The organism is Pseudomonas sp. M1 (assembly GCF_022760135.1).
GTDB lineage: Bacteria > Pseudomonadota > Gammaproteobacteria > Pseudomonadales > Pseudomonadaceae > Pseudomonas > Pseudomonas citronellolis.
Genome location: NZ_CP094343.1, coordinates 325,890 through 342,655, shown reverse-complemented (window position 1 = coordinate 342,655; position 16,766 = coordinate 325,890). Strand labels below are relative to the sequence as shown.

General features: G+C 67.9%; 15 protein-coding genes and 1 riboswitch. Of the genes, 8 read left to right on the top strand and 7 right to left on the bottom strand.

The annotated features are described in order from the left end of the window. The first annotated feature begins 142 nt into the window (after positions 1-142). Entirely contained in the window at positions 143-757 is a 615-nt protein-coding gene (locus tag PM1_RS01530) for a LemA family protein (RefSeq protein WP_009613681.1), read from the top strand. 2 nt (positions 758-759) lie between these two features. Beyond that, on the top strand, positions 760-1,650 hold the full coding sequence (locus PM1_RS01525) for a TPM domain-containing protein (RefSeq protein WP_173427883.1): 891 nt from the start codon (positions 760-762) through the stop codon (positions 1,648-1,650). 3 nt (positions 1,651-1,653) lie between these two features. Here PM1_RS01525 and PM1_RS01520 read toward each other — a convergent pair whose 3' ends face one another. The 5 genes from PM1_RS01520 to PM1_RS01500 all read right to left on the bottom strand — a co-directional run bounded on the left by PM1_RS01520 (position 1,654) and on the right by PM1_RS01500 (position 5,865). After that, the gene (locus PM1_RS01520; protein ID WP_009613683.1) at positions 1,654-2,430 is read right to left on the bottom strand and encodes an ABC transporter ATP-binding protein; all 777 of its coding nucleotides are present in this window, start codon (positions 2,428-2,430) and stop codon (positions 1,654-1,656) included. Continuing rightward, entirely contained in the window at positions 2,430-3,236 is an 807-nt protein-coding gene (locus PM1_RS01515; RefSeq protein ID WP_009613685.1) for an ABC transporter permease, read from the bottom strand. The genes PM1_RS01520 and PM1_RS01515 overlap by 1 nt, the downstream gene beginning before the upstream one ends. A gap of 57 nt (positions 3,237-3,293) precedes the next feature. Continuing rightward, positions 3,294-4,301: an ABC transporter substrate-binding protein gene (locus PM1_RS01510; RefSeq protein WP_009613687.1), complete on the bottom strand. Its 1,008-nt coding sequence runs from the start codon at positions 4,299-4,301 to the stop codon at positions 3,294-3,296. Positions 4,302-4,432: 131 nt separating this feature from the next. Next, on the bottom strand, positions 4,433-4,840 hold the full coding sequence (locus PM1_RS01505; protein WP_009613689.1) for an acyl-CoA thioesterase: 408 nt from the start codon (positions 4,838-4,840) through the stop codon (positions 4,433-4,435). Positions 4,841-4,956: 116 nt separating this feature from the next. After that, positions 4,957-5,865 carry a LysR substrate-binding domain-containing protein gene (locus tag PM1_RS01500; protein ID WP_009613691.1) on the bottom strand — a complete coding sequence of 303 codons (909 nt, stop codon included), beginning with the start codon at positions 5,863-5,865 and terminating at the stop codon, positions 4,957-4,959. A 214-nt stretch (positions 5,866-6,079) separates the two neighbouring features. Here PM1_RS01500 and PM1_RS01495 point away from each other — a divergent pair, with 214 nt between their 5' ends. The 6 genes from PM1_RS01495 to PM1_RS01470 all read left to right on the top strand — a co-directional run bounded on the left by PM1_RS01495 (position 6,080) and on the right by PM1_RS01470 (position 14,614). Next, entirely contained in the window at positions 6,080-7,261 is a 1,182-nt protein-coding gene (locus PM1_RS01495; protein ID WP_009613692.1) for an acyl-CoA dehydrogenase, read from the top strand. A 96-nt stretch (positions 7,262-7,357) separates the two neighbouring features. Then, positions 7,358-8,581: a CaiB/BaiF CoA transferase family protein gene (locus PM1_RS01490; protein ID WP_009613694.1), complete on the top strand. Its 1,224-nt coding sequence runs from the start codon at positions 7,358-7,360 to the stop codon at positions 8,579-8,581. Between the two features lie 147 nt (positions 8,582-8,728). Next, positions 8,729-8,832: riboswitch (S-adenosyl-L-homocysteine riboswitch) on the top strand. Positions 8,833-8,854: 22 nt separating this feature from the next. Further along, positions 8,855-10,264: an adenosylhomocysteinase gene (gene ahcY, locus PM1_RS01485; RefSeq protein WP_009613696.1), complete on the top strand. Its 1,410-nt coding sequence runs from the start codon at positions 8,855-8,857 to the stop codon at positions 10,262-10,264. A 124-nt stretch (positions 10,265-10,388) separates the two neighbouring features. Continuing rightward, positions 10,389-11,237, top strand: coding sequence for a methylenetetrahydrofolate reductase [NAD(P)H] (metF, locus tag PM1_RS01480; RefSeq protein WP_009613698.1), 849 nt, complete (start codon positions 10,389-10,391; stop codon positions 11,235-11,237). Between the two features lie 69 nt (positions 11,238-11,306). Beyond that, on the top strand, positions 11,307-12,371 hold the full coding sequence (locus PM1_RS01475) for a hypothetical protein (RefSeq protein ID WP_009613703.1): 1,065 nt from the start codon (positions 11,307-11,309) through the stop codon (positions 12,369-12,371). 248 nt (positions 12,372-12,619) lie between these two features. Beyond that, the gene (locus tag PM1_RS01470; RefSeq protein ID WP_009613705.1) at positions 12,620-14,614 is read left to right on the top strand and encodes a DEAD/DEAH box helicase; all 1,995 of its coding nucleotides are present in this window, start codon (positions 12,620-12,622) and stop codon (positions 14,612-14,614) included. 395 nt (positions 14,615-15,009) lie between these two features. Here PM1_RS01470 and PM1_RS01465 read toward each other — a convergent pair whose 3' ends face one another. Then, positions 15,010-15,744, bottom strand: a complete 735-nt coding sequence (locus PM1_RS01465; RefSeq protein ID WP_009613707.1) for an amino acid ABC transporter ATP-binding protein — start codon at positions 15,742-15,744, stop codon at positions 15,010-15,012. After that, positions 15,737-16,699 (bottom strand): amino acid ABC transporter permease, encoded by a 963-nt coding sequence (locus tag PM1_RS01460; protein WP_009613709.1) that lies wholly within the window; start codon positions 16,697-16,699, stop codon positions 15,737-15,739. Before PM1_RS01460 ends, PM1_RS01465 begins: the two co-directional genes overlap by 8 nt. Positions 16,700-16,766: the final 67 nt, after the last annotated feature.

The window sequence follows — 16,766 nt, the reverse complement described above, 5'->3', positions numbered from 1 at the left end:
GGTATAGACCAGTTGCGATTCTAGCGCCTCGCCCCCCAAGCCCGGCAAGCCTCGGAAAGGCCTGAAGTGCGTATACAGCTCCGCACCGAGGGGCGTGACTGGTCTAGACTGGGGGTTTCGCGATCGCCAGAGTCCCCCTGCCATGCCCCGAATGCTCAAGTTCCTGTGCTGCTACGTCCTCGTCTCCCTGCTCACCGGCTGCGGCTACAACGCCATGCAAGCCGGCGACGAGCAGGTCAAGGCGGCCTGGTCCGAAGTGCTCAACCAGTACCAGCGGCGCGCCGACCTGGTGCCCAACCTGGTCAACACCGTGAAAGGCTATGCCGCCCACGAGGCCGCCGTGCTCACCCAGGTCACCGAGGCCCGGGCCAGGGTCGGCAGCACCACCCTCAACGCCGACCAGCTCGGCGACGCGGCGGCCATGCAGCGCTTCCAGCAGGCCCAGGGCGAGCTCAGCTCGGCGCTCTCGCGGCTGCTGGTGGTCACCGAGAATTATCCACAGCTCAAGGCCGACGGCCTGTTCAAGGACCTGCTGACGCAGCTCGAAGGCACCGAGAACCGCATCACCGTGGCCCGCGGCCGCTACGTCAAGGCGGTGCAGGACTACAACGTGCTGATCCGCCAGTTCCCGCAGGTGATCACCGCGAAGATCTTCGGCTACCAGCCCAAGGCCAACTTCAGCGTGGAGAACGAGGCGGCCATCTCCACCGCGCCCAAGGTCGATTTCGGCACGCCGCAGCCGCAACCGGCGCAATGAGCATGCGCGCCTGGCTGCTGGCGCTGGCCCTGCTGTGCTGCGCGGGCCTGGCGCGGGCCGAGGTGGCCGTGCCGCAGCTGAGCGCGCGGGTCACCGACCTCACCGCCACCCTCGACGCCGAGCAGCGCGGCCGCCTTGAACAACAGTTGGCGGCGCTGGAGCAGCGCAAGGGCGCGCAACTGGCGGTGCTGATGATCCCCAGCACCGGCGAGGAGAGCATCGAGCAGTACGCGGTGCGCGCCTTCGAGCAGTGGAAGCTGGGCCGCAAGGGCGTGGACGACGGCGTGCTGCTGGTGGTGGCCAAGGACGACCGCGCCCTGCGCATCGAGGTCGGCTACGGCCTGGAGGGCGCCGTCACCGACGTCCTGGCCGGGCGCATCATCCGCGAGCAGATAGTCCCGCACTTCCGCGAAGGCGACTTCGCTGGCGGCGTGCAGGCCGGAGTGGACAGCCTGGAGAAGCTGATCGACGGCGAGGCGCTGCCCGAGCCCCAGCAGGCTGCGCAGGGCGACGACCTGGGCCTGCCGGCCGGCAGCCTGCTGCCGCTGTTCGCCCTGCTGGCCGGCGTGCCGCTGCTGGGGCGCCTGCTGCCGCTGCCGTTCATGCGCCAGCGCAGCTTCGGTCGCTATGTGGTGTGCAGCGTGATCGTCGGGGTGCTGGCCGGCGTGCTCAGCCTGGTGCTGACCTTCAGCTTCGCCGCGCTGGTCAACAACGGCGTCAGCGCCTTCGTCTTCGCCCTCATCGCCTACCCCTTCTTCCTGCTGCCGGCCGGCTTCTTCCGTGGCGGGCGCGGCGGCGGTTTCGGCGGGGGCGGCTTCGGTGGCCGGGGTGGCGGCGGCTTCGGCGGTGGCGGCGGTTCCAGCGGCGGCGGCGGGGCCTCCGGCCGCTGGTGAGCCTCAGAGCACCGCGGCGCCGGCCTCTTCCTCGCGGATCGAGCGCAGCACCTGGCGCTGCAGTTCGATGAACTCGGCGCTGCCGGCCATCTCCTCGCGGCGCGGGCGCGGCAGGCCCACGTCGAAGGTGGTCTTGATCCGCCCCGGGCCCAGGCCCATGACCACGATGCGGTCGGACAGGTAGACCGCCTCCTCGACGTCGTGGGTAACGAACATCACCGTCAGCCGGTGCGTCTCCCAGATACGCGTGAGCAGCTCCTGCATCTGGTGGCGGGTCATGGCGTCCAGGGCGCCGAAGGGCTCGTCCATCAGCAGGATCTTCGGCCGGTAGGACAGCGCCCGGGCGATCGCCACGCGCTGCTTCATGCCGCCGGACAGCTCGCTGGGATAGGCGTCGGCGAACTTCTCCAGCTTCACCAGCTGCAGGTGCTCGGCGGCGATCTCGCGGCACTCGGCGCGGGAGCGGCCGGCGGCCTTGAGGGCGAACTCGACGTTCTGCCGCGCGGTCAGCCAGGGCAGCAGGGTGTAGGCCTGGAACACCACGCCGCGGTCCAGGCCGGGGCCGGCGATGGGCACGCCGTCGACCTTGACGCTGCCGCTGTCGAAGTCCTCAAGCCCCGCGGCGATGGACAGCAGGGTGCTCTTGCCGCAGCCGGAGGTGCCGACGATGGAGACGAACTCGTTGTCCGCCAGGGTCAGGTCGATGTTGCGCAGCACCTCGCGGCGCTCTCTGCCGACCGCGAAGCTCTTGTTCAGGCCGGAAATCTCCAGGGTCGCCATCAGCCGCGCCTCCGGTTGTAGCGGAACAGGACGCGCTCGGCGGCGCGCATGGCCTGGTCGGTGACCAGCCCCAGCAGGCCGAGCAGCAGGATGTAGCCGATGATGGTGTCGGTCTGGAAGAAGCGCTGCGACACCACGATGCGGTAGCCCAGGCCCGAGGTGGCGGCCACCAGCTCGGCCAGCACCAGCCAGGTCCAGGCCCAGCCGAGGCTGATCCGCAGGGCGTCCCAGATGCCCGGCAGGGCGCTGGGCAGGACGATCTTCAGGAGGATGCGCCGGTCGGGCATGCCCAGGGTCCGGCCGAGGCCGACGAAGTCCGGCGGCACGCGCTTGATGGCGTCCATCACCATCAGCACCTGCTGGAAGAAGGTGCCGATCCAGATGATGAGGAATTTCTGGAAGTCGCTGGTGCCGGCCCAGAGGATGCTCAGCGGCACGAAGGCCACCACCGGCATGTAGCGCACGAAGTCCACCAGCGGCTCGGTGGCGGCCTTCCAGAAGCCGTAGCAGCCGGCGAACACGCCGATGACGATGGACATCGCCGAGGAAATCGCGAAGGCCACCAGGATGCGGTAGACGCTGACCTTCAGGTCGGCCCAGAGGGTGCCGTCGGCGGCCAGCCTGAGCATGCGCGCCCAGACGTCGCCGGGCGCCGGCAGGAAGATCTTCGGCACCGCGCCGCTGGCGCCGGCCGCCCACCAGGCCAGGGCCAGCAGGACGAATACGCCGCCGCCGATCAGCAGCAGGTGGGTGCGCGCCAGCGGCTTGCCGATGACGAACAGCGGGGAGGGTTTACGGGCGTTCATGCTGGGCTCGGGGTAACGGGGAAAGCGCGCCGGCCCGGAGCCGGCGCGCGGGGTGCGTCAGAGCGCCTCGGCGAAGCGCGCGTCGACGGCCTGCTCCGGGGTCACCGGCTGCTGGATGATGCCGGCTTCGCTGGCGGCCTTCTGGATGTGCGCGAAGGAGTCCTTGACGAAGGCGCCCTTCAGCTCGGCCTTGTTCTCGCCCAGGGAATAGAAGCGCACGCCGTCGAAGGCGCTCTGCAGCTCCGCCGGCTCGGCGCCGACGCCCTTGGCGATGGCCGCGCGGCCTTCGGCGGTGTGGGCCTGGTAGTGCTTCAGGCCGGCTTCCCAACTCTTGAGCAGGGCCAGCACCTGGCCGGGGCGCTGCTTGAGCACCTCGTCGCGGACCACGAACACGTCACTGATGATGCCCGGGTCGTCCGAGCCCTTGTACAGCAGGTTCACTTTCGGGTTCTGCTGCCTGGCGGCGCTCAGGTAGGGCTCGTAGGTCACCGCCGCCGGCACTTGGCCTGCGATCAGCGCGGAACCGGCGTTGGCCGCCGGCATCGGCACCGGCTGCACGTCGGCCAGGCTCAGGCCGGCCTTGCGCAGGGCGCTGTGCAGGAGGATGTCGCTGGTGGTGCCCTCTTCATAGGCGACCTGCTTGCCCTTGAGGTCCTTCAGCGTCTTGATCGAGGGGTCGACGATCAGCGCGTCGGCGCTGGTGCTCTGGTCCAGCAGCAGGACGATCTTCACCGGCAGGCCGGCGGCAACCATGGCCATGGCGGTGTGGGTGGCGAGGTTGCCGCCGTCGATCTGGCCGCTGGCCAGGGCGGCGTTCATGTCCTTGTCTTCGGTGAAGTTGACCAGCTCGACCTTGTCCAGGCCGTTGGCCTTGAAGGCGCCGGCCTGCTCGGCGACGTACCACTGGCCGTAGCCCAGCCAGGGCTGCATGCCCATCTTGAAGGTGCCGGCCTCGGGCTTGAGGTCGGCCTTGGGCTCGGCGGCCTGGGCGGCGCCGCCCAGCAGGACGGCGCAGCAGGTGGCCGCGACGAGGCGGCGCAGCGTGGATGCGATGGGCGCTTGCATGGTGTCTCCCCGGTCTTCTTCTGTGGTGGTACGACGGGGGAGCCTTGGCCCGCACCCGCCGTGGGCGGGCACAGGCTCACACGAAACCGCGCGGATGCAAAGCCTGGATGCGTCGCTGCGGGCCCGCAGGCTCAGGGCTCGAGGTCGTCCCCGTCCTTGAACTGGTCCTTGATGTAGGTGATCTCGGTCTTGCCGTGGGGCGCCGGCAGGCCGTCCGGGCCCATGTTGACGAAGACCATCTTGTCGATGGTGAGGATGCTCTTGCGGGTGATTTTGTTGCGCACGTGGCAGGTCAGGGTGATCGAGGTGCGGCCGAAGTCGGTGGCGGTGATGCCCATCTCGATGATGTCGCCGGTGCGCGCCGAGCTGACGAAGTTGATCTCGGAGATGAACTTGGTGACCACGCGCTGGTTGCCCAGCTGGACGATGGCGTAGATGGCCGCTTCTTCGTCTATCCACTTCAGCAGGCTGCCGCCGAACAGCGAGCCGTTGGGGTTGAGGTCTTCGGGTTTTACCCATTTGCGGGTGTGGAAATTCATGGTGACTCCTTGCTGGTTGCGCCTCGTGAGCGCGATGCCTTGTCGGCAAGTTGACGGGTCGAGCCCCGCCGGCTGCGCAATTATCGCGCGGATCGCCGCTTCTCGCCCGGCCCGGGTCAACCCAGGCCGGCCTCCTCGCGGTAGATGCGCGCCTGTTCCACCAACCAGTCGCGGAAGGCGCGGACGATGGCGGATTCCACCTTGCGCTCGGGAATCATCAGGTAATAGGCATGCTCGCTCAAATAGGCATGTTGCATCGCCACGATCAGCCGGCCCTCGGCCAGCTCGCGCTGGATCAGCATCGGCGGGATCAGCGCCACGCCCATGCCCTGCTCGGCCGCCTGGGCGAGCATGGAGAACAGCTCGTAGCGGGTGCCGCTCATGTCGTGGGCGACGCTCATGCCCAGGGAGCCGAACCACTGGCGCCAGGCGTAGGGCCGGGTGGTCTGCTGCATCAGCGGCAGCGCGGCGATCTCTTCGGCGCCGAGGCTGGCGCGGCCTTCGAGCAGCTCGGGGCTGCACACCGGCACCGGGTTCTCGCGCATGAGGAAGTGCTTCACCGTGCCGGACCAGGCGCCGTCGCCGAAGTACAGCGCGCAGTCGAAGTCGGTGTCGGCGAAGAGGAAGGGCCGGGTGCGGTTGGTCAGGTTCACCGTGACCTCCGGGTACAGCCCCTTGAAGGCCTTGAGCCGCGGCAGTAGCCACTGGGTGGCGAAGGTCGGCACCACCGCCAGCTCGATGCTGCCGCCGCCCTGCTGGCCCATCACCGCCAGGGTGTCGCGCTCCACTGCGTCCAGCCGCGCGGCGATGCGCCGGCTGTAGCCCAGCCCCGCCTCGGTGAGCTTGACGCCGCGCCGCGAACGGCGGAACAGTTCGACGCCGAGGAACGCCTCCAGCCCGGCGATCTGCCGGCAGATGGCGCTCTGCGTCAGCGACAGTTCCTCGGCAGCCTTGGTGAAGCTCTCGTGGCGCGCCGCCGACTCGAAGCTGACCAGCGCCGCGGTGGTGGGGATCTTGCGCCGCATCGAATGCCTCTTGGGAATCTCGTGATCCGCGAAGCCCGGGAAACAGGCCATTCAAACATTCGTTTCATGGGGCCCGGGCCATCACGGAGTGAGAAAATAGCACAACAGCGTGCGAATTAGTCGGTTGCCGCACCGGTCGGCGGCTGACTAGGATCGACCGCACTGCGTCCGCCTAAACTGGTCGGACACCCTGTCACTGCCCCGAGGTAACCCGATGGCCACCAAAGCAAGCTTCAACTGGGAAGACCCGCTGCTGCTGGATCAGCAACTCACCGAAGAAGAGCGCATGGTTCGCGACAGCGCCCAGCAGTTCGCCCAGGACAAGCTGGCCCCGCGCGTGCTGGAGGCCTTCCGCCATGAGCAGACTGACCCGGCGATCTTCCGCGAGATGGGCGAGACCGGCCTGCTCGGCGCGACCATCCCCGCCGAGTACGGCGGCAGCGGCCTGAACTACGTGTGCTACGGCCTGATCGCCCGCGAGGTCGAGCGCGTCGACTCCGGCTACCGCTCGATGATGAGCGTGCAGTCGTCCCTGGTCATGGTGCCGATCTACGAGTTCGGCAACGAAGCCACCAAGCAGAAGTACCTGCCGAAACTGGCCAGCGGCGAATACATCGGCTGCTTCGGCCTGACCGAGCCGAACCACGGCTCCGACCCGGGCTCGATGATCACCCGCGCGAAGAAGGTCGACGGCGGCTACCGCCTGTCCGGCGCCAAGATGTGGATCACCAACAGCCCGATCGCCGACGTCTTCGTGGTCTGGGCCAAGGACGACGAAGGCCAGATCCGTGGCTTCGTCCTGGAGAAAGGCTGGGAAGGCCTGTCCGCCCCGGCCATCCACGGCAAGGTCGGCCTGCGCGCCTCCATCACCGGCGAGATCGTGATGGACAACGTGTTCGTCCCCGAAGAGAACGCCTTCCCCGAAGTGCGCGGCCTGCGCGGCCCGTTCACCTGCCTGAACTCGGCCCGCTACGGCATCTCCTGGGGCGCCCTGGGCGCGGCCGAGGCCTGCTGGCACACCGCCCGCCAGTACACCCTGGACCGCAAGCAGTTCGGCCGCCCGCTGGCCGCCAACCAACTGATCCAGAAGAAACTGGCCGACATGCAGACCGAAATTACCCTGGCCCTGCAAGGCTGCCTGCGCCTGGGCCGGATGAAGGACGAAGGCACCGCCGCGGTGGAAATCACCTCGATCATGAAGCGCAACAGCTGCGGCAAGGCCCTGGACATCGCCCGCATGGCCCGCGACATGCTCGGCGGCAACGGCATCTCCGACGAGTTCGGCGTGGCCCGCCACCTGGTCAACCTGGAAGTGGTGAACACCTATGAAGGTACCCACGACGTCCACGCGCTGATCCTCGGCCGCGCGCAGACTGGCATCCAGGCTTTCTTCTAAGACGAGCCATAAGCTGGAAGCCCGAAGCTGGAAGCCTCTCCGGCGCGGGCTTCCGGCTTCAAGCTTCCCGCTTCCAGCTCCTCTGCGAGGTCATCCATGTCCGGCGCCCTGTCCCATATCCGCGTTCTCGACCTTTCCCGCGTCCTGGCCGGCCCCTGGGCCGGGCAGATCCTCGCCGACCTCGGCGCCGAAGTGATCAAGATCGAACGCCCCGGCAGCGGCGACGACACCCGCGCCTGGGGCCCGCCGTTCCTCAAGGACGCCGAGGGCCGCGACACCAGCGAGGCGGCCTACTACCTGTCGGCCAACCGCAACAAGAAATCCCTCACCATCGACTTCACCCGGCCCGAGGGCCAGCGCCTGGTGCGCGAGCTGGCGGCCAAGGCCGACATCGTGCTGGAGAACTTCAAGGTTGGCGGGCTGAAGAGCTACGGGCTGGACTACGAGTCGCTCAAGCAGCTCAACCCGAAGCTGATCTACTGCTCCATCACCGGCTTCGGCCAGACCGGCCCCTACGCCAAGCGCGCCGGCTACGACTTCATGATCCAGGGCCTGGGCGGCCTGATGAGCATCACCGGGCGCTCCGACGCCGAGGAAGGCGCCGGCCCGGTGAAGGTCGGCGTGGCGCTGACCGACATCCTCACCGGCCTGTATTCGTCCACCGCCATCCTCGCCGCCCTCGCCCACCGCGACGTCAGCGGCATCGGCCAGCACATCGACATGGCCCTGCTCGACGTGCAGGTGGCCTGCCTGGCCAACCAGACGCTGAACTACCTGACCACCGGCATCCCGCCGCGCCGGCTGGGCAACGCCCACCCGAACATCGTGCCCTACCAGGACTTCCCCACCGCCGACGGCGACATGATCCTCACCGTCGGTAACGACGGGCAGTTCCGCAAGTTCTGCGAACTGGCCGGACACCCGGAATGGGCCGACGACGAACGCTTCGCCAGCAACAAGGCGCGGGTCGCCCACCGCGACGTGCTGATCCCGCTGATCCGCCAGGCCACGGTGATGCGCACCACCGCGCAGTGGATCGCCGCGCTGGAGCAGGCCGGCGTGCCTTGTGGGCCGATCAACGACCTGGCCCAGGTGTTCGCCGACCCGCAGGTGATCGCCCGCGGCCTGCGCGTGGACCTGCCGCACCCGCTGGCCGGGACCGTGCCCCAGGTGGCCAGCCCGATCCGCCTGTCGCAGACCCCCGTCGAGTACCGCAACGCCCCGCCGACCCTCGGCCAGCACACCGAGCAGATCCTCGAAAGCGTGCTCGGCCTGGACGCCGCCGCCATCGGCAAGCTGCGCGAGCAGGGCGTGATCTGAGTTCGGCGCGGCGCCCGCGCCAGGGTATTCACGGCCCCTGGCGCGGGCGCCGCCCGGCGGACGACGGAAAACCTTTGGCTTGCCGCCCGGCATCGCTATAATCCGCAGGCTTCACCGGCCGGCTCCGCTCCGGCCGTTCCCGCCACCCGTTCCGAGGGGCGCTGCAGCAAGCCAAGGCTTGTCAGGCTCGGACGGGGCGCGTCCCGGTCGGCGTCCGCCGGCCGTTAACGCATCAACGGCGCCCATTCGCAGACAACGAATGGAGAGTTACGCATGAGCGCTGTCATGACGCCTGCCGGTTTCACCGACTATAAAGTCGCCGACATTTCCCTGGCCGCCTGGGGCCGCCGCGAGCTGATCATCGCCGAGTCCGAGATGCCGGCACTGATGGGCCTGCGCCGCAAGTACGCCGCCAGCCAGCCGCTCAAGGGCGCCAAGATCCTCGGCTGCATCCACATGACCATCCAGACCGGCGTGCTCATCGAGACCCTGGTCGCCCTCGGCGCCGAAGTGCGCTGGTCCAGCTGCAACATCTTCTCCACCCAGGATCAGGCCGCCGCCGCCATCGCCGCCGCCGGCATCCCGGTGTTCGCCTGGAAGGGCGAGACCGAGCAGGAATACGAGTGGTGCATCGAGCAGACCATCCTCAAGGACGGCCAGCCGTGGGACGCCAACATGGTGCTGGACGACGGCGGTGACCTGACCGAGATCCTGCACAAGAAATACCCGGCGATGCTGGAGAAGATCCACGGCATCACCGAAGAGACCACCACCGGCGTGCACCGCCTGCTCGACATGCTCAAGGCCGGCACCCTGAAAGTCCCGGCGATCAACGTCAACGACTCGGTGACCAAGAGCAAGAACGACAACAAGTACGGCTGCCGCCACAGCCTCAACGACGCCATCAAGCGCGGCACCGACCACCTGCTGTCGGGCAAGCAGGCCCTGGTGATCGGCTACGGCGACGTGGGCAAGGGCTCGGCGCAGTCGCTGCGCCAGGAAGGCATGATCGTCAAGGTCTCGGAAGTCGACCCGATCTGCGCCATGCAGGCCTGCATGGACGGCTTCGAAGTCGTATCGCCCTACAAGAACGGCCTGAACGACGGCACCGAGGCCAGCGTCGACGCCGCCCTGCTGGGCAAGATCGACCTGATCGTCACCACCACCGGCAACGTCAACGTCTGCGACGCCGGCATGCTCAAGGCCCTGAAGAAGCGCGCCGTGGTCTGCAACATCGGCCACTTCGACAACGAGATCGACACCGCCTTCATGCGCAAGACCTGGGCCTGGGAAGAGGTCAAGCCGCAGGTGCACAAGATCCACCGCACCGGCAAGGACGGCTTCGATCCGCACAACGACGACTATCTGATCCTGCTCGCCGAGGGCCGCCTGGTGAACCTGGGCAACGCCACCGGCCACCCGAGCCGCATCATGGACGGTTCCTTCGCCAACCAGGTGCTGGCGCAGATCCACCTGTTCGAGCGCAAGTTCGCCGACCAGCCGGCCGCCGAGAAGGCCAAGCGCCTGACCGTCGAAGTGCTGCCGAAGAAGCTCGACGAGGAAGTCGCCCTGGAGATGGTCCGCGGCTTCGGCGGCGTGGTCACCCAGCTGACGCCGAAACAGGCCGAGTACATCGGCGTGACCGTCGAAGGTCCGTTCAAGCCGGATACCTATCGCTACTAAAAAAGCCGCTGGAGGCGGGAGGCTGAAGGCTGGACGAAAAGGCAGCTCGGTGCGCTTTTTCGTTCAGCCTTCAGCCTTCAGCCTTCAGCGATCACGTCCCGACAGCCTCTTGCGGATCTGTTCCATGACGACATCCGATCGCCGCTTCAGCTTCGAGTTCTTCCCCGCCAAGACCGAAGCCGGGCATGAAAAACTGCTGGCCACCGCGCGCCAGCTGGCCGGCTACAAGCCGGACTTCTTCTCCTGCACCTACGGCGCCGGCGGCTCCACCCGCGACCGTACCCTGGTCACCGTCCTGCAGCTGGACGGCGAGGTGAACGTCCCCACCGCGCCGCACCTGTCCTGCGTCGGCGACACCAAGGCCGAACTGCGCGCCCTGCTCGCCCACTACAAGGACGCCGGCATCCGCCGCATCGTCGCCCTGCGCGGCGACCTGCCCTCGGGCATGGGCATGGCCAGCGGCGAGCTGCGCTACGCCAACGAACTGGTGGAGTTCATCCGCGCCGAGACCGGCGACCACTTCCACATCGAGGTCGCGGCCTACCCGGAAGTACATCCGCAGGCACGCAATTCCGAGCATGATCTGGCCAATTTCGTACGCAAGGTCAAGGCCGGTGCTGACAGTGCAATCACGCAGTATTTCTTCAACGCCGACAGCTATTTCCACTTCGTCGAGCGTGCACAGAAGTTGGGCGTCGACATCCCGATCGTCCCGGGCATCATGCCGATCACCAACTACTCCAAGCTGGCGCGTTTCTCGGACGCCTGTGGCGCCGAAATCCCCCGCTGGATCCGCAAGCAGCTGGAAGCCTATGGCGACGACATCGCCAGCATCCAGTCCTTCGGCGAGCAGGTGATCACCGAGATGTGCGAACGTCTGCTGGACGGCGGCGCCCCCGGGCTGCATTTCTACACGCTGAACCAGGCCGACCCCAGCCTGGCACTGTGGAAAAACCTGAAGCTGCCCCGCTAGCGCAACGGCGTTCCGCCGCCCGCCACGGGCGGCGGTTCACCGGCCAGGACGCTAGAGGTTGCACATGGCATGGCACATGCCCCCTCTCTGATCTACCTCGTGTACGGTCGCCAGACCTACCATCAGGAAGCCCTGTTCAGCATCGCCAGCGCCATCGCCCGGGCACGGGAAACGCCGCGGCTGCGCCTGGACATCCAGGTCGTCACCGATGACGGCGCCCCCTACGCCGGGCTGCCGGTGCGGGTGCGCCACATCGACGCAGGCACCCTGGCCGGCTGGTACGGGCCGCACGGCTATCACTTCCGCGCCAAGCACGTGGCCCTGCGCCAGGCGCTCGACGAACTGCCCGCCGCCGTGCTGATCGACACCGACACCTTCTTCCGCGTATCGCCGGCCCGGCTGTTCGCCCAGGTGCGGCCCGGCGCCCTGCTGTGCAACGCCGTGCGGCACCGGCTTGGCGACTCGCAGGCGCCCGTCTATCGCCAGCTGATCGAGCCCCTGAAGGCCCGCGGGCTGGCCGACGAACGGACGCCGCTGATCAATTCCGGGGTGATCGGACTGACCCGCGAAGACGCCCTCGTACTCGACCGTTCGTTGGAATTGATGGATGACCTCTACCCAATTGCCCGCGCAGCCTATAATCTTGAAGAGTTCGTTCTGGCGATTGCGGCCTACAGACAACTGGAACCCGTCGGTTGTACCGACCTCATCCACCATTATTGGAGCCGCAAGCAGTTGTTCCGGGCGAAAGCCCAGGCCTGGCTGCACAAGCACCGAACGTCCCTTCTCAGCCCCCTGGCTCTCGACGACACCCTGCTGGTGACCGACCGCCTGCCGCGTCCACCACGTGCCGCGCGCCTGCTGTACAAGCTGAGAACACTGCCGTTGCCGGTCCCGATGCGCCAGTTCAGCCTGGAGCTGTTCTACGGGTGCCACGACTACGACAACGAGTTCGACCGGGCCTGCGGCCCCGTCTGGTGGGAAAAGGCCGCGACCAACGTCATCGCACGCCATCCCGACCAGCCGGTGCAAGAGCAGCTCGGTGAATGGCTGAACCACAAGGTGTTGCGCCATCTCCTCGGCCCAAGGCTCAAGGAGATACGCCAGCACCTACGCCAGCAGGACCTGCTCTGAACGGCAGGCCGGCGCTGGCAGCGCCTCTGCCCTTCCGGGGCCGGGCGCAAACCCCAGGCCGGCGGCCCTTGCCGCCGGCCCCCGGAGGAGCCCGCGAGGGCCCCTGCCAGTAGCTCGGCCATGGGTGCATACGCAGCGCCCCGCGCCGTCCCTCTTCCCGCCACGGGAACGAGGGTACAGAGGAGTTCGAAGAACTTGGTGACTTCACATTCGCCGGCCAGCCGCCGGCTCATATAGGAATACCCCGCATGTCCTTTTCCTCCCTCGGTCTCTCCGAGGCGCTGGCCCGCGCAGTAGAGGCGGCGGGCTACAGCCAGCCCACCCCTGTCCAGGAGCGGGCGATTCCCGCCGTATTGCAAGGTCGCGACCTGATGGTCGCGGCCCAGACCGGCACCGGCAAGACCGGTGGCTTCGCCCTTCCGGTGCTCGAGCGGCTGTTCCCCGAAGGCCATCCCGACCGTGAACACCGCCACGGCCCGCGCCAGGCGCGCGTGCTGGTGCTGACGCCGACCCGCGAACTGGCCGCCCAGGTCCACGACAGCTTCAAGGTCTATGCCCGCGACCTGCCCCTGAAGAGCGCCTGCATCTTCGGCGGCGTCGGCATGAATCCCCAGGTCCAGGCCATGTCCAAGGGCGTCGACGTGCTGGTGGCCTGCCCCGGCCGCCTGCTCGACCTGATCGGCCAGGGCAGCGTCGACCTCTCCCGCGTGGAGATCCTGGTCCTCGACGAAGCCGACCGCATGCTCGACATGGGCTTCATCCACGACGTCAAGAAGGTCCTCGCCAAGCTGCCGCCCAAGCGCCAGAACCTGCTGTTCTCGGCGACCTTCTCGAAAGACATCACCGACCTCGCCAACAAGCTGCTGCACAACCCCGAGCGCATCGAGGTCACCCCGCCGAACACCACCGTCGAGCGCATCGAACAGCGCGTGTTCCGCATCCCCTCGGCACAGAAGCGCGCCCTGCTGGCGCACCTGGTGACCGTAGGCGCCTGGGAGCAGGTGCTGGTCTTCACCCGCACCAAGCACGGCGCCAACCGCCTCGCCGAGTACCTGAGCAAGCACGGCCTGCCGGCCGCCGCGATCCACGGCAACAAGAGCCAGAACGCGCGCACCAAGGCCCTGGCCGACTTCAAGACCAACGATGTGCGCATCCTGGTGGCCACCGACATCGCCGCCCGCGGCCTGGACATCGACCAGTTGCCCCACGTGGTCAACTACGAGCTGCCCAACGTCGAGGAAGACTACGTCCACCGCATCGGCCGTACCGGCCGTGCCGGGCGCAGCGGCGAGGCCATCTCGCTGGTGGCCCCGGACGAAGAGAAGCTGCTCAAGGCCATCGAGCGCCTGACCAGGCAGCAGATTCCCGCCGGCGACACCCAGGGCTTCGACCCCGAGGCGGTGCTGCCGGAAGTGGCCCTGCCCGAGCCCAAGGAACAGCCCCAGCGCCAGCCGCGCAAGGACAAGGCCAAGCGCGAGCGCAAGCCCAGGGACAAGGAGCCGCAGCAGGCGCAACCCGCCGCCGAGGCAGCCCATGCCGACGCCGGCGCCGAGCAGGGCGACAAGCCGGCCGGCAAGCGCCGCCGTCGTGGCGGCCGCGGCAAGAAGAAGGGCGAGGCCCAGGGCGACCAGCAGCCGGGCCAGCAGGCCCAGCGCGGCGACGGCCAGGCCAAGCAGCCCAGGCCACCCAAGCCGGCCGCGCAGAACGACGACCGCGACCCCGAGGAATTCCTCGACGACGACTACGACAACTTCGGCAACCGCGCCGACTACGTCAGCCCCTTCCCGGACAAGGACGTGCAACGCGGCCAGCGCCGTCGCGGCGGCCAGCCCCAGGGCCAGGCGTCCCAAGGCCAGCGTGCCCGCGGCCAGGGCCAGGCTCAGGGCCAAGGCCAAGGCCAGAAGCAGGGCAAGCCGGGTCAGAAAGGCACCGGCCAGGGTGGCCAGGGCCCTCGTGGCAAGAACGCCAACGGCCAGGCCCGCGGCGGCCAGGGCGGCAACGCCCAGGGCAAGCAGCGCGCCGCCCGCAAGCGCGGCGGCAAGGGCCAACCCTCGCTGATGAGCGATGCGCCGCTGCGCGAGCCGAGCGAGTACGGCGCCGCCAAGCCGACCCGCCAGCCGGTGGTGATCAACAAGCGCGACCTGGTCCGCGGCGACCGCTTCCCCACCGCCGAGCAACTGGAAGAACTGGAACCGCGCCGCGAAAAGGGCGAACGCCCGGCGCTGCTGACGCGCAATCGTTGAGTGCCAGTTGTTGAAGAAACCGCCCCGAGGGGCGGTTTTTTCTTGGCTGTGCACAGGGCCTGGTCCTGTAGGAGCGAGCTTGCTCGCAAATGGTGTTTCCCTTTGGCAACGGCGTGTCGGCTCAACTCCGCTCCCTCTCCCTAACCCTCTCCCTGAAGGGAGAGGGAACCGTTCGGTGAGCTCGGGTATTTCGGCGTCAGCCGGCTGCTACGAAGTTGCCGATTGGCGCCAAAACCTCTCTCGGCACGGACAAGCCCCCTCTCCCTTCAGGGAGAGGGCTGGGGAGAGGGTGCTCTTCGAAAACGCCTGCCGCGAACCCCATTCGCGAGCAAGCTCGCTCCCCAAGTGACAAAAAAGCCGCCCCAAAGGGCGGCTTCGTGTCATTCACCAAGTACTCAAAGCACCTGCCGCAAAAAGCTCTGCGCCCGTGGATCGGCCGGCTGTTCGAAGAACTGCGCCGGCGGCGCGTCTTCCAGCAGCTTGCCGTGGTCAAAGAACAGCACGCGGTCGGCCACTTCGCGGGCGAAGCCCATCTCGTGGGTGACGCAGACCATGGTCATGCCTTCCACCGCCAGGGCCTTCATCACGTCCAGCACCTCGCCGACCATCTCCGGGTCGAGCGCCGAGGTCGGCTCGTCGAACAGCATCACCTTCGGCTCCATGCACAGCGCGCGGGCGATGGCCACGCGCTGCTGCTGGCCGCCGGACAGGCGCGAGGGGTATTCGTTGGCCTTCTGGCCGATGCCGACCTTGGCCAGCAGCGCCTTCGCCTTCTCCTCGCGCTCGGCCTTGCCGCGCTTGCGCACCACCTTCTGCGCCAGGCACAGGTTCTCCAGCACGGTCATGTGCGGGAACAGGTTGAAGTGCTGGAACACCATGCCGACTTCGCGGCGGTAGGCGTTGATGTCGGTCTTCGGATTGGCCAGGTCGACGCCGTCGATGCTCACCGAGCCGGAGTCGAACTCCTCCAGACCGTTGAGGCAGCGCAGGAAGGTGGACTTGCCCGAGCCCGACGGCCCGATCACCACCACCACCTCGCCCTTGTCCACGCGGGTGGTCACGTCGTCCACCGCGCGCACCACGTGGCCACGGGTGTCGAACACCTTGGTCAGGTTGCGGACTTCAATCACTTTGTCCGAGCCTCCGTTCCAGCCGGCTCGCCATATGCGACAGCGGCAGGTTGATGACGAGGTAGAGCGCGGCCACGCAGAACCAGATCTCGAAGGTGGAGAACGAGGTGGTGATGGCCTCGCGGCCGCTCTTGGTCAGTTCGGTGATGGCGATCACCGAGACCAGCGAGGTGTCCTTGACCAGGCTGATGAACTGCCCGGCCAACGGCGGCAGCACGCGCTTGAAGGCCTGCGGCAGGATCACGTGGCGCATCGACTGCGCCGCGCTCAGGCCCAGAGAGCGCGCCGCCTCGTCCTGGCCGCGGGCGATGGACTGCACGCCGGCGCGGACGATCTCGGCCACGTAGGCGCCGGTGAACAGCGCCAGCGCCGCCACCCCGGCGAACTCGCGGGACAGGTTGAGCACGGTGCCGATGAAGAAGTAGAAGATGAAGATCTGCACCAGCAGCGGCGTGCCGCGCACCAGTTCGACGTAGAGCGTCGACAGGTCGTGCAGCGTGGGGTTCTTCGACAGCCGGCAGAGGCCGGTGAACAGGCCGATGGCCAGGCCGATCGCGCCGGAGACGAAGGAGATCCACAGCGTGGTCCACAGGCCCCAGGCCAGCGGGCCGGCGGCCCAGTGGCGCTGCACGCCGACCACGTCGCCTTCGCCGACGTCGTCGTTCTCGGAGAACTGCAGGCTGTCGCCGGCCACGTTCAGCACCTGCTGTTTGCCGTCGTCGTCGACCAGGGTGACGCGGGCCTCGCGGCCGGAATCCTCGATCTTCTCCACCCGCGAGACGGCGTCCGCACGTTGCGGTTCCTCCGCCTGGTAGGCGAAGTACTGGGGAACGCGGTTCCAGCGCCACTCGTAGGAAATCAGCGAGGTGGAATACCAGATGGCCAGGCCGATCAGCAGGAGGATCAGCGCGGTCAGCCCATGCCAGGGCCAGGTGGGGCGTTTGCTTCTAGTCACGTATCTTTACCGTGAAAATGCGAACGCGCAGGCCGGGGCCTGCGCGTCGGGTCGAACAGCGTCGGAC

Bases quoted from the DNA above. Each gene is read 5' to 3' on its own strand.
- PM1_RS01530 (WP_009613681.1), top strand. From the start codon at position 143: ATGCCCCGAATGCTCAAGTTCCTGTGCTGCTACGTCCTCGTCTCCCTG.
- PM1_RS01520 (WP_009613683.1), bottom strand. From the start codon at position 2,430: ATGGCGACCCTGGAGATTTCCGGCCTGAACAAGAGCTTCGCGGTCGGC.
- ahcY (WP_009613696.1), top strand. From the start codon at position 8,855: ATGAGCGCTGTCATGACGCCTGCCGGTTTCACCGACTATAAAGTCGCC.
- PM1_RS01495 (WP_009613692.1), top strand. From the start codon at position 6,080: ATGGCCACCAAAGCAAGCTTCAACTGGGAAGACCCGCTGCTGCTGGAT.
- PM1_RS01500 (WP_009613691.1), bottom strand. From the start codon at position 5,865: ATGCGGCGCAAGATCCCCACCACCGCGGCGCTGGTCAGCTTCGAGTCG.
- PM1_RS01505 (WP_009613689.1), bottom strand. From the start codon at position 4,840: ATGAATTTCCACACCCGCAAATGGGTAAAACCCGAAGACCTCAACCCC.
- PM1_RS01515 (WP_009613685.1), bottom strand. From the start codon at position 3,236: ATGAACGCCCGTAAACCCTCCCCGCTGTTCGTCATCGGCAAGCCGCTG.
- PM1_RS01470 (WP_009613705.1), top strand. From the start codon at position 12,620: ATGTCCTTTTCCTCCCTCGGTCTCTCCGAGGCGCTGGCCCGCGCAGTA.
- PM1_RS01510 (WP_009613687.1), bottom strand. From the start codon at position 4,301: ATGCAAGCGCCCATCGCATCCACGCTGCGCCGCCTCGTCGCGGCCACC.
- PM1_RS01525 (WP_173427883.1), top strand. From the start codon at position 760: ATGCGCGCCTGGCTGCTGGCGCTGGCCCTGCTGTGCTGCGCGGGCCTG.
- metF (WP_009613698.1), top strand. From the start codon at position 10,389: ATGACGACATCCGATCGCCGCTTCAGCTTCGAGTTCTTCCCCGCCAAG.
- PM1_RS01475 (WP_009613703.1), top strand. From the start codon at position 11,307: ATGGCACATGCCCCCTCTCTGATCTACCTCGTGTACGGTCGCCAGACC.
- PM1_RS01490 (WP_009613694.1), top strand. From the start codon at position 7,358: ATGTCCGGCGCCCTGTCCCATATCCGCGTTCTCGACCTTTCCCGCGTC.